Raw genomic sequence first — 11,980 nt, forward strand, 5'->3', positions numbered from 1 at the left:
AGGACGGGGAGAAGGTGGGGAGAGGGACAGGGAGCGGGGGACGGAGCGGGGCGGGGATGGCGGGAGGGAGCCGGTGGTGGGTGTGGGTGGGTGACGGTGAGGGGGCTGAGGGCGGGTGTCGGTAGGGGGAGAGTGGGACGGTGAGGGAGCCGTGGTGAGTGCCGGCAGGGGACGGTGAGGGCGGGGGTGGGCGTCGGTGAATCGCGTGTCCGGGTCCTCGCGACGCGGAACCGCTGACGTGACGGCTGGGGCTGAGTAGGCTCGGTTTCCATGGAGCATGAGGTGTTCGTTCCGGTTTCGGTCCCCTCTCTGCGGCGGACGCTGAGTGATTCCGCCCGTGTCGCGCGCTGCGTGCCGGGGCTGCGTCAGGACGTCGGCGCGTCGGCCGACCCGCTCTCGGGGCGGCTGAGGATCCGGGTCGACGGCCACACGATCACGTACCGGGGTGCGCTGCGGCTCACCGTCGTACCGCAGGGTGGCCCCGGCGGTGGGGCGGACTCGGAGAGCCGGGAAGGCTCGAAGGGGCCGGAGAGGCCGGAAGGCCCGCGGCAGGGCGATGTCCTGGTGGTGGGCGAGGGCGTCGAGGCCCGGGGCGGCGGTTCGGCGAAGCTGAGGCTGACGATCGGGCTCACCGAGCGGGACGGCGGTACGGCGATCCGGTTCGCGGGTACGGCGGCCGGGGACGGCCGCATCCTGGACCTGGACCCGGCGGCGGCGCTCGCGGCCGCCGTCCGCCTGCTGGACCGCTTCACGCAGCAGCTCGTGACGGAGACGCTGACGGACGAGACGCTGAGGGACGGCGAGGCGGCCGACGGCGCGCAGGCTGGCGCCGCGGGCGGCCCGGTGGACGAGGGCACGGATGGTCCGGCGGCCGGCGCGGAGGTCCGCCCGATGACTGGTCCCAAGGCCGGCCCGGAGGGCGAGACGCTTCGCGGTATCGACGACGCGGCCCTCGACGAGGCCGAGCGGACCGTGGGTGAGGCGGTCGAGCAGGCCATCGAGGAGGGGGCCGAGGAGGCCGACACGACCGGCGCGGCGACGGACCGGCCCGCCGCCGCTCCCGGAAGCACCGGCGATAGCACCGGCGATGACGACACCGACGGCGTCGACGACGACACGCCGCCCACGCACGACGCCGCCCCGGATGAGGCGTCCTCCGCCGAGAAGCCTTCGGGCACTGGCTCCGTCTTCGACACCCCCGTGCCGCCGCCGTCGCTCGACCCGGAGGAGGAGTTCACCGTCCCCGACGGCCCTCCGGTCGAGGCCGCGCACGCCCGGCGCACCATGATCGGCCGCAGTGCCGAGGAGGTCGACCACGCGCCGCCGCGCGGCAGGTACGCGCCTGTGCCGTCACCCGATACGACGACCGCGGGGGCCACGCTCCGTTGGGTCGCCCCCGCCGCCGCGCTCGCGCTCGCGTCGGCCGTCGTGGTGGGCCGGGCGTTGCGACGACGGAGGTAGCCGCGCCAGTAATGTCGGTCGTGTGAGTAGCAGCGAGAAGGACGTCCGGCTGTCCGTCGGCGACGCAGAACTGACCGTGGACCCCGCCAACGGCTGCCGCATCGGCAGCCTCCGGATCGGTGGCACCGAACTGCTGCGGCAGGGGGAGCGGTACGGCTGCTTTCCGATGGTGCCGTGGTGCGGACGCACCGGGTACGGGCTCTTCCGCAACGGCGACGTACCGCACCGGTTGCCGCTGAACGCCCCGCCGCACGCCATCCACGGGACCGGCAGGGACACCGCCTGGCGCACCGCCCGAGTGGGCGAGCGGGACGCCTCGTTCTACTACGACCTCGTCGACCCCTGGCCGTATCCGGGCCGGGTGACCCAGACCTTCGAGCTGTCCGAGGACTCACTCGTGCTCGCGTTCGGCATCGAGACGTACGAGAACTCGTTCCCGGCACAGGCCGGCTGGCACCCCTGGTTCCTGCGCAACCTCGGCGGTGGGGGCAAGGACGTGCAGGTGGCCTTCGACGCGGCCTGGCAGGAGGAACGGGGCGAGGACCACCTGCCGACCGGCCGCCGCCTCCCGCCGCTGCCCGGACCCTGGGACGACTGTTTCGGGATGCCGGACGGCGTCGACGTGACGCTCACCTGGCCGGAGCAGTTGGAGCTGACCGTGAAGAGCCGGGCCGAGTGGGTCGTGATCTACGACGAACAGCCGGAGGCCGTCTGTGTGGAACCGCAGTCCGGCCCGCCGAACGGGCTGAACACCGAGCCCCGGTACGTCACCCCGATCGACCCGCTGGAGATCCGGACGACCTGGAGCTGGCGCAGGCTCTGACCGACGCCGGGAGCGGAACCGGGACGGGACCGGCAAGGGGGCAGGTCCGGGACCGGAACCCGGACGGGGCCGCCACGGAGGCAGGTCCGGGACTGGGATGGGCCGGGCGGGCCACGAGTCGGGCGCGGGGACGGCCGGGTTCGCGAACCCGGCACCGGGGCAGGGGGCACGAGCCCGGCACCGGGTGGGATCCGGCGCCGGGCGGGACACGAGTACGACGTGGGGACGGGCCGGTGGGGGCGCGAGCCGGGCACCAGGGCCGGAGCCCGACCCTGCGTGGACTCGGCTCGGATCCTGCCCGCACCCTGCTCGGATCCTGCCCGCACCCTGCCCGGAATCGGCCCGCACCCTGCCCGGAGTCGGCCCGCACCCTGCCCGGAATGTGCCCCGGCATGTGCGCCTTAAGCTCGTAGCCATGACTGACGTACGTGCTGAGCTGCTCCAGCAGATCAAGGACAAGGCCGTGGTACACGGCAAGGTGACCCTCTCCTCGGGTCTTGAGGCCGACTGGTACATCGACCTGCGCCGCATCACGCTGGACGGCAAGGCCGCCCCGATGGTCGGGCAGGTCATGCTCGATGCCACCGCGGAACTGGACTACGACTGCGTGGGCGGCCTGACGCTGGGGGCCGACCCGGTCGCCACGTCGATGCTGCACGCCTCCGCCGCGCGCGGGCAGGAGCTGGACGCGTTCGTCGTCCGCAAGGCGCAGAAGGCGCACGGGATGCAGCGCCGCATCGAGGGCACGGATGTGAAGGGTCGCCGGTGTCTGGTCGTCGAGGACACGTCGACGACCGGCGGTTCGCCGCTGACAGCAGTCGAGGCGGTGCGAGAGGCCGGCGGCGAGGTCGTCGCCGTTGCCGTGATCGTGGAGCGGGGTGCGGCTCCGGCGATCGCCGAGGCCGGTCTGCCGTACATCCACGTCTACTCGGTGGCCGACCTCGATCTCGCCTGATACGTGGGCTGACCTGTGAATTTCTTCGGGGGTGGGCCGTTTCACGTGAAACGGCCCACCCCCGACGCGTGCCCCAGGCCGCCCGGCAGGGCGCTGTGCGCGCGGGCCGGGTGGAGCCGTGGCGGGAGTCTGGGAAGATGGGGGCGACGATGATGTCGCCCCCAGGTCAGGGAACCAGCACGCACACCCGCATATCCCAAGGAGCGGACAGATGCCCATCGCAACCCCCGAGGTCTACGCCGAGATGCTCGACCGGGCGAAGGCAGGCAAGTTCGCCTACCCGGCCATCAATGTGACATCGACCCAGACCCTGCACGCCGCACTGCGTGGCTTCGCCGAGGCGGAGAGCGACGGCATCGTCCAGATCTCCACCGGTGGGGCGGAGTTCCTGGGCGGCCAGTACAACAAGGACATGGTCAGCGGCGCTGTCGCCCTGGCCGAGTTCGCGCACATCGTCGCCGCCAAGTACGACATCCAGGTCGCGCTGCACACCGACCACTGCCCCAAGGACAAGCTGGACGGCTACGTACGTCCGCTGCTCGACATCTCCGCCGAGCGCGTCGCCCAGGGCCAGAACCCGCTGTTCCAGTCCCACATGTGGGACGGCTCCGCCGAGACTCTCGCCGACAACCTGGCCATCGGTCAGGAGCTGCTGGCCAAGGCCGCCGCCGCCAAGATCATTCTTGAGGTCGAGATCACCCCGACCGGCGGCGAGGAGGACGGTATCTCGCACGAGATCAACGACGAGCTGTACACGACCGTCGACGACGCGCTGCGCACCGCCGAGGCGCTCGGCCTGGGTGAGAAGGGCCGCTACCTGCTGGCCGCCTCCTTCGGCAACGTCCACGGGGTCTACAAGCCGGGCAACGTCGTGCTCCGGCCCGAGCTGCTGAAGGACCTCCAGGAGGGCGTCGCCGCCCAGTACGGCAAGGCGTCCCCGTTCGACTTCGTCTTCCACGGCGGCTCCGGCTCCACCGAGCAGGAGATCGCGACCGCTCTGGACAACGGCGTCGTGAAGATGAACCTCGACACCGACACCCAGTACGCCTTCACCCGCCCGATCGCGGACCACGTGTTCCGCAACTACGACGGTGTGCTGAAGGTCGACGGCGAGGTCGGCAACAAGAAGGTCTACGACCCGCGAAGCTGGGGCAAGTCCGCCGAGGCGGGCATGGCCGAGCGTGTGACGAAGGCATGCGCCGACCTGCGTTCCACCGGCACCAAGCTGAAGTAACGGACGTCCGGAGCGCGCCGCGCGAGGCGGCACGTGAGGTGGCTGTGGGCCCGGCACACCTGGAACCATCTGGAACCTTCGGAGTGCCGGGCCCACAGCGTGGCAGGCAGGGGAGAACCGTTGTGAGTGCCGGCGCGCGCTACGACTTCGACACCGTCATCGACCGTCGTGGCACCTGGTCCGTCCAGTGGGACGGGGTCGCGGATCGGTTCGGGGTGGACGGGCTGTTGCCGTTCACCATCTCGGACATGGATTTCGAGACCGCCCCGCAGGTGCTGAGGGCGTTGCGGAACCGGCTCGACCACGGCGTCTTCGGATACACGACCTGGCAGCAGGACGACTTCCGTTCGGCGATAGCCCACTGGTACGCGACCCGGCACGGGGCCCAGATCGACACCGGGCAGCTGGTCTACGGGCCGTCCGTGCTCAGCCAGCTCTCGCAGCTGCTCCAGATGTGGACGGTCGCGGGCGAGGGCGTCGTCGTCCACACCCCGGTGTACGACGGTTTCCGGAAGGCGATCACCGGGCTCGGGCGCGAACTGCGGGGCGTTCCGGTGGAGGACGTCGTCGCGCTGGAACGCGAACTGGCCCGCCCCGACAGCAAGGTCCTGGTCGTGTGCTCGCCGCACAACCCGACCGGGCGGGTGTGGACGCGCGACGAACTCGGTGGGATGGCGTCGCTCGCCGCGCGCCACGGTGTCGCGGTGATCAGCGACGAGATCCATGCCGACCTCGTGCACCCCGGGCATGCGCATGTGCCGTGGACGTGCGTGGCCGGTGAGGGTGAGGGTGAGGACAAGACGCAGCGGGACGGCGAGGGGAAAGGTAAAGCGCGCTGGGCGTTGCTCTCCTCCGCGTCGAAGGCGTTCAACTTTCCCGCGCTGACCGGTTCGTACGGTCTGATCGGTGACCCGGCCGACCGGGCGGAGTTCCTGCGCCGGATGGAGACGGCGGAGGGGCTCGCCTCCCCGGCCGTGCTGTCGCTGACCGCGCACATAGCGGCGTACCGGGAGGCCGGCGACTGGCTGGACCAGGTCCGCGGCTATGTCGGCGGGAACCTGGCGCTGGTGGCGGAACGGCTGAACGAGGCGTTCCCGGATCTGGGATGGGAACCGCCGCAGGCCGGTTACCTGGCGTGGATCGACCTGCGGCCGGTGGGCATCGTCGGCGCCGACTGCGACGAGGCGTTGCAGCGGGCACTGATCGAGCGCGAGAAGGTCGCGGTGATGCCGGGGGCGGTGTACGGGGCGCAGAACTTCGTACGGCTGAACGTCGGGTGCCCGAGGTCCAAGGCGGATGCGGGCGTCCAGGCGCTGATCCGGGGCATAAGGGCCGTGGTGTGAAGGCCGTGGTGTGAGGCCCGTGGCGGGAAGAGTTTCGTAGGTCAGGGTTCCGGGCCGTCCCGGTGGGATCTCGGGGCTTCTGGATTCTCCAAGGTCTCTTGGGTTCTTGGGATGGTTCCGTCCGTCCGTAGGCATGCATGCCTACGGACGGACGGATTCGCTATGTATGTCTACGGGCGGATTCGCTCAGATAGCTGCCGCGGCCCGGAGCGGGGATGCTGCTCATATGCCTGACGCAGAGACGGGAGCCATCCGGGTCGCCTCCCCTGTGGGGCGGTGGGTCGTCCTCACCACCGTGCTCGGCTCCAGCATGGCCCTGCTGGACTCCACCGTCATCAACGTCGCCCTGCCCCGTATCGGCAAGGACCTCGGCACCGACCTGGCCGCCCTGCAATGGACCGTCAACGCCTACATGCTGACCCTCGCCGGGCTGATCCTCCTCGGGGGCGCCCTCGGCGACCGGTTCGGGCGGCGACGGGTCTTCGTCGTCGGAATCGTCTGGTTCGCCGCCGCCTCCGTGATGTGCGGGGTCGCGCCGAACGCCGCCGTCCTGATCACCGCCCGCGCTCTCCAGGGGATCGGCGGGGCGCTCCTCACGCCCGGCTCGCTGGCGTTGATCCAGGCGAGCTTCCACCCCGACGACCGGGCCCGTGCGGTCGGGCTGTGGTCGGGGTTCGGCGGGATCGGTGCCGCCGTCGGGCCGTTCATCGGCGGCTGGCTCGTCGACGGGCCGGGGTGGCGGTGGGTTTTCCTCCTCAATGTGCCGCCGGCCGCGATATGTGTCCCGGTGGCGCTGCGCCACGTACCGGAATCGCGGGACCCGCACGCGCACGGGCGCTTCGACGTCCTGGGCGCCGTGCTCGCCGCATTCGCCCTGGCCCTGGTGACCTACTCGCTGATCGAGGCCCCCGGCCGGGGCGTGTCCGGCGTGGTGATCGGGACGGCCGCCGCCGGGATCGCTCTCGGGGTCGCGTTCGTGCGGGTGGAGCGCCGACGGCGGAACCCGATGTTGCCGCCCTCGGTGTTCGCGTCCCGGCAGTTCACCGTCGTCAACATCATCACCCTCTGCGTGTACGCGGCGCTGGGCGGTTTCTTCTTCCTCGCCGCGATCCAGCTCCAGGTCGTGGCCGGGTACTCGGCCCTCGGCGCGGGCACGGCCCTGCTGCCCACGACCCTGCTGATGCTGGTCTTCTCCGCATCATCGGGCGAGCTGGGACAGCGCATAGGGCCCCGTGTCCCGCTCGCCACAGGCCCCCTGATCGCCGCCGCCGGGATGCTGCTGATGCTGAGGGTCGGGCCCGGGGCGCCCTCCGTCTCCGCCTATCTCACGGATGTTCTCCCCGCCGTCGCCTTGCTCGGCGCCGGAATGGTCACCCTGGTGGCACCGCTCACCGCGACCGTCCTGGCCTCCGTGGACACTGCACGGGCCGGTCTCGCCAGCGGGATCAACAACGCGGCCGCCCGCGCCGCAGGGCTGATCGCGGTGGCCGCTCTGCCGCTGCTCGCCGGGATGGGGCCCGACGCGTACCGGAACGCCGAGGAGTTCGCGGTGACGTTCCGGCGGGCCATGCCGATGTGCGCCGGGCTGCTCGTGCTGGGCTCGCTGATCGCCTGGGCAGCCGTACGGAACCCGCCGGTACGGGCAGCGGAGTTGGAGGAGGAGGCGGTGAAGGAGGGGGAGAAGGAGGAGAAGGCGGAGAAGGAGGAGAAGGAGGAGGGCGCGCGAGGGAAGGCGCGGCGGGTGGGTTTGCGGAAGCTGCGGAGGAGGGAGCGGCAGGAGGGGAGGTTGCGGCCCGAGTGCACGGTGCACTGCGGCATCGTCGCCCCGCCCCTGGAACCCGCGCGCGGTGAGGCCGCGTGCGACGAACCCCTACGTGACGAACCCCTACGTGACGGGTTCGCGCGTGGCGAAAGGCCGGGAGGGCCTGGGAGTGCGGGAGGCGCGGGAGGCGCGGGGAGTACCGGGCGATACTCGGCGTGAACCTTCACAGCGGGGAATGCCCGCGCACATCAGCGTGAACCGGCCTCATCGCTGTGCGCCCGGCTACCCCCGGCGCGCATGTGCCAGGCACACTTGAACGCATGTCGATCCACGAGAACCTGCTCGGGGGACCGCCCCCGACCCATCTGCCGGACGACCCCGAGCCGCGCGAACTGCTCGCGAGCGGCGCGGCTCCCGCAGATGTCGCCGCGAAGTACCCGACCTCCTCCCTGGCCTGGGCGCAGCTCGCCGACGAGGCGTTCGAGGGCGGTCGCGTCATCGAGTCGTACGCCTACGCCCGCACCGGCTACCACCGCGGCCTCGACGCTCTGCGTCGGGCCGGATGGAAGGGCCACGGCCCCGTGCCGTTCGAGCACGAGCCGAACCGGGGCTTCCTGCGCGCCCTGCACGCACTGGCACGGGCCGCCGGGGCGATCGGAGAGCAGGAGGAGTACGAGCGCTGCACGACGTTCCTGCGCGACTCCTCGCCGACCGCCGCCGAGACCCTCGGCTAGGAGAGCACCCGAGCGGCGTACCCGGGCGGCGTACTTGAATGCGAGTGGCGTGTCCACGCGGCGTTCCGCCGGGTACGCCCGCCGGGGACGCCCGCGCACGCAGCGGACGCGTGTGCGTGCACGTGTGGATACGCACGTACGCGCAACTTTGCATGTCGGGCCCCGTGGATGTCGGTACCCACGTCCGCGGGGCCTGCGTGCTCTCCCGGCCTCCGTTTAGGATGCCGACAGGGGACCGGAGCTCCACCACCTCACGGAAGGGGCGGACCGCTACCCGGAAGCTTGTGTCGAGGAGACAGTAATGTCGACGATCCACCCCGACCCCGAAGCCACCGGTGCGGAGACCCCGCATCTCGACTTCGAGGGAACGACTCCGTACGAGGACTACGTCCAGGCGGATGTCCTGACCCACCTCCAGCACCCTCTCTCCGACGATCCGGGCGAGATGGTCTTCCTGGTCACCACCCAGGTCATGGAGTTGTGGTTCACCGTCATCGTGCACGAGTGGGAGACCGCCGCGCACGCGCTGCGCGAGGACCGGCTGACCGTCGCACGCGACGCGCTCAAGCGGTCCGTGCGCGAACTGGAGGCGCTCAACGCCTCCTGGGCGCCGCTCGCCCAGCTCACCCCCGCACAGTTCAACTCCTACCGGGGCGCCCTCGGCGAGGGTTCCGGTTTCCAGTCGGCGATGTACCGGCGGATGGAGTTCCTGCTCGGAGACAAGTCCGCGTCCATGCTGGTGCCGCACCGGGGCGCCCCCCGCGTCCGCGCCGAGCTGGAGAAGGCGCTGGGCGAACCGGGGCTGTACGACGAGACGCTCGCCCTGCTCGCCCGGCGCGGCCATGCCGTACCGCAGTCCGTGCTCGGACGTGACCTGACGCAGAAGTACGAACCGTCGCCCGAGGTCGAGGCCGTCTGGGCGGAGATCTACGCGAATCCCGACCAGAACGACGAGCTGGTCCGGCTCGGCGAGGCGCTCACCGATGTCGGTGAACTGGTGTGGCGCTGGCGCAACGACCACCTCGTCGCCACCCGGCGCGCGATGGGCTCGAAGACGGGTACTGGTGGTTCCGCCGGGGTCGCCTGGCTGGAGAAGCGGGCCACGAAGAACGTCTTCCCCGAGTTGTGGAGTGCGCGCAGCCATGTCTGAGACCTTCACCAGGCACGCCCCGGAATCCGACGGCCAGGCCGGGCGGGGCGCGGCGTCCGGCGTCCGTACTCCGGCTTCCGACACCTCGGCTTCCGACACCTCGGTATCCGACGGCCTTGGTGCGCGGGCCGGCGCGCTCGACGCGGCCGACCCGCTCGTCGGCACGCGCGAACTGTTCGCGCTCGACGACACCGTCTATCTGGACGGCAACTCGCTCGGGGCGCTGCCCGTCCACGTGCCCGACCGGCTCAGGGAGGTGCTCACCCGCGAGTGGGGGGAGCTGCGCATCCGGTCCTGGGACGAGAGCGGCTGGTGGACCGCGCCCGAGCGGATCGGCGACCGCATCGCCCCCCTCGTCGGCGCCGCCGCCGGACAGATCGTCGTCGGCGACTCCACCAGCGTGAACGTCTTCAAGGCCCTCGTCGCCGCGACCCGGCTGGCGCCCGAGGGGCGTGACGAGATTCTCGTCGACGCGACGACGTTCCCCACGGACGGGTACATCGCGACGTCCGCGGCCCGGATGACCGGCCACCGGCTCGTCCCGGTCGCCCCCGCCGAGGTGCCGGACGCCCTCGGCCCCCGTACCGCAGCCGTCCTGCTCAACCACGTCGACTACCGCACCGGCAGGCTCCACGACCTGGCCGGACTCACCGCCGCCACGCACGCGGCGGGCGCCGTCGCGGTCTGGGACCTGTGCCACAGCGCGGGCGCCCTGCCGGTGGGGCTCGACGTGCACGGCGTGGACCTGGCGGTCGGCTGCACGTACAAGTACCTGAACGGTGGGCCCGGTTCGCCCGCCTACCTGTACGTCGCCGAGCGCCATCAGGCGGACTTCGACTCGCCCCTGCCCGGGTGGACGTCGCACGCCGATCCGTTCGGGATGACGCCCGGGTATGTTCCGGCTGACGGTGCCGTACGGGGCCGGGTCGGCACGCCCGACATCCTCTCCATGCTCGCGCTGGAGGCGTCGCTGGACGTGTGGGACGGGGTGTCGATCGAGGCGGTCCGGGCCAAGTCCCTGGCGCTGACGGACTTCTTCCTGGAGTGCGTCGCCGCGTACGTCCCCGAGGGCCGGGTCACCTCCGTCACCCCGGTCGCGCACGCGGAACGCGGCAGCCAGGTCGCGCTGCGGTGCGATGACGCCGAGGCGGTCATGGGCGCCCTCATCGAACGGGGCGTCGTCGGCGACCTGCGGCGCCCCGACGTGCTGAGGTTCGGGTTCACCCCGTTGTATGTGGGGTTCGCGGACGCCGAACGGGCGGCGCGGGTGCTGGGTGAAGTGCTCGCCAGCCGCAATAGCCGGTGAGCTGGCCATTGAGTGCTGAGTGCTGAGTGCTGAGTACTCGGCACTGGGTGCTGCGCCGGGTGGGCAGGCAAACCGGGGGCCGGTGGGCCGGGCGCTGCCTTGATCCGTCGGCGGGGACGGGAGCCGTCGGTACTGGTACCGTCCCCGCAGGTCAGGCCAGTTGGACTGGTGGACCGTCGAGCACACGCCATTGGCGCGCCGGGCAGTCGGGCCCAACGGACGAGACGGACAGGACGGGTTGGAGCAGCATGTCGGATTCCGCCGCGCGTGATCGGGACACAGCCGAGACCGAGTCAGCCTTCTCTCACCCACCAGTCGCCCCCGACGCGTCCGCAGCCTACGGGAACCACCCCGACCAGCTGATCGACTTCTATGCACCACGGGACGGCCGGGCCGGGGCGCCGGTCGTCGTCGTCCTGCACGGTGGGGCGTGGCGGGCGCCGTACGACCGGCAGCACACGTCGCCGTTCGCGGACTTCCTCGCCCGGCGCGGGTTCGCCGTGGCCAACGTCGAGTACCGGCGCGGCGGCGAGATCCCGCAGCAGCGGGGGCAAGGGCCGGTCGCGGGCCGCTGGCCCGAGACGTTCGACGACGTCGCCGCGGCGATGGACGCGCTGCCGGCCCTGCTGGCCCGGGAACTCCCGGAGGCCGACGTACGACGGATCGTCCTCACCGGGCACTCGGCGGGCGGGCACCTCGCCCTGTGGGCCGCCGCCCGGCACGTGCTGCCCGAGGGGTCGCCGTGGCGGCTGCCGGCGCCGCCCCCGTTGCGGGGTGTCGTCGCCCTCGCGCCGATCGCGGACTTCACCAGGGCCGTCGAGCTGGACGTGTGCTCGGGAGCGGTCGGTCAGTTCCTCGGCCGCGAGGAGGAGTTCGAGGAGCGCTCCCGTCACGTCGACCCGGCCGTGCTGCTGCCCACGGGGATCGCGACGGTCGTGGTGCAGGGCACCACCGATCTCGATGTGCCGCAACCCGTCGCGGAGGCGTTCGTCGACGCGGCGGCGCGGGCGGGCGAGACGGTGGGACTGACTCTGCTGCCCGAGGTCGGCCATTTCCCGCTGATCGATCCGTCGAGCGGCGCGTGCGCGGTGGTTGCGGAGGAACTCGCCCAGCTGGCCTGGTGATCGGCGACGGAAACGTTCCTGCCACGCACCACCGGCCGGACCCGTACCCGCTCGCGCGCATCGTCCCGAACGGGCTCTGTGGCCGACG

Annotated in this window: 10 protein-coding genes; all 10 read left to right on the forward strand. The window is 71.7% G+C overall.

The features are described from left to right. Window positions 1-282 precede the first annotated feature (282 nt). The 10 genes from ACGF2V_RS12145 to ACGF2V_RS12190 all read left to right on the forward strand — a co-directional run bounded on the left by ACGF2V_RS12145 (window position 283) and on the right by ACGF2V_RS12190 (window position 11,892). Window positions 283-1,461 carry a hypothetical protein gene (locus ACGF2V_RS12145; protein ID WP_362629866.1) on the forward strand — a complete coding sequence of 393 codons (1,179 nt, stop codon included), beginning with the start codon at window positions 283-285 and terminating at the stop codon, window positions 1,459-1,461. A gap of 22 nt (window positions 1,462-1,483) precedes the next feature. Beyond that, the gene (locus tag ACGF2V_RS12150) at window positions 1,484-2,284 is read left to right on the forward strand and encodes an aldose 1-epimerase (protein ID WP_362707681.1); all 801 of its coding nucleotides are present in this window, start codon (window positions 1,484-1,486) and stop codon (window positions 2,282-2,284) included. Between the two features lie 415 nt (window positions 2,285-2,699). Continuing rightward, window positions 2,700-3,239, forward strand: a complete 540-nt coding sequence (pyrE, locus tag ACGF2V_RS12155) for an orotate phosphoribosyltransferase (RefSeq protein WP_362707678.1) — start codon at window positions 2,700-2,702, stop codon at window positions 3,237-3,239. 211 nt (window positions 3,240-3,450) lie between these two features. Then, window positions 3,451-4,473, forward strand: coding sequence for a class II fructose-bisphosphate aldolase (gene fbaA / locus ACGF2V_RS12160; protein ID WP_362707675.1), 1,023 nt, complete (start codon window positions 3,451-3,453; stop codon window positions 4,471-4,473). 122 nt (window positions 4,474-4,595) lie between these two features. Beyond that, window positions 4,596-5,816 (forward strand): MalY/PatB family protein, encoded by a 1,221-nt coding sequence (locus ACGF2V_RS12165; RefSeq protein ID WP_362707672.1) that lies wholly within the window; start codon window positions 4,596-4,598, stop codon window positions 5,814-5,816. A 226-nt stretch (window positions 5,817-6,042) separates the two neighbouring features. Continuing rightward, on the forward strand, window positions 6,043-7,797 hold the full coding sequence (locus tag ACGF2V_RS12170; protein WP_392911787.1) for an MFS transporter: 1,755 nt from the start codon (window positions 6,043-6,045) through the stop codon (window positions 7,795-7,797). Window positions 7,798-7,898: 101 nt separating this feature from the next. Beyond that, the gene (locus ACGF2V_RS12175; protein ID WP_362625636.1) at window positions 7,899-8,312 is read left to right on the forward strand and encodes a DUF3151 domain-containing protein; all 414 of its coding nucleotides are present in this window, start codon (window positions 7,899-7,901) and stop codon (window positions 8,310-8,312) included. Window positions 8,313-8,613: 301 nt separating this feature from the next. After that, window positions 8,614-9,462 carry a tryptophan 2,3-dioxygenase family protein gene (locus ACGF2V_RS12180; RefSeq protein WP_362707669.1) on the forward strand — a complete coding sequence of 283 codons (849 nt, stop codon included), beginning with the start codon at window positions 8,614-8,616 and terminating at the stop codon, window positions 9,460-9,462. After that, window positions 9,455-10,768 carry a kynureninase gene (kynU, locus tag ACGF2V_RS12185; protein ID WP_362707666.1) on the forward strand — a complete coding sequence of 438 codons (1,314 nt, stop codon included), beginning with the start codon at window positions 9,455-9,457 and terminating at the stop codon, window positions 10,766-10,768. Before ACGF2V_RS12180 ends, kynU begins: the two co-directional genes overlap by 8 nt. A gap of 248 nt (window positions 10,769-11,016) precedes the next feature. Further along, window positions 11,017-11,892 (forward strand): alpha/beta hydrolase, encoded by an 876-nt coding sequence (locus ACGF2V_RS12190; protein WP_362625630.1) that lies wholly within the window; start codon window positions 11,017-11,019, stop codon window positions 11,890-11,892. The last annotated feature ends 88 nt before the right edge of the window (window positions 11,893-11,980 follow it).

Source organism: Streptomyces sp. NPDC047982 (genome assembly GCF_043204165.1).
Lineage (GTDB): Bacteria > Actinomycetota > Actinomycetes > Streptomycetales > Streptomycetaceae > Streptomyces.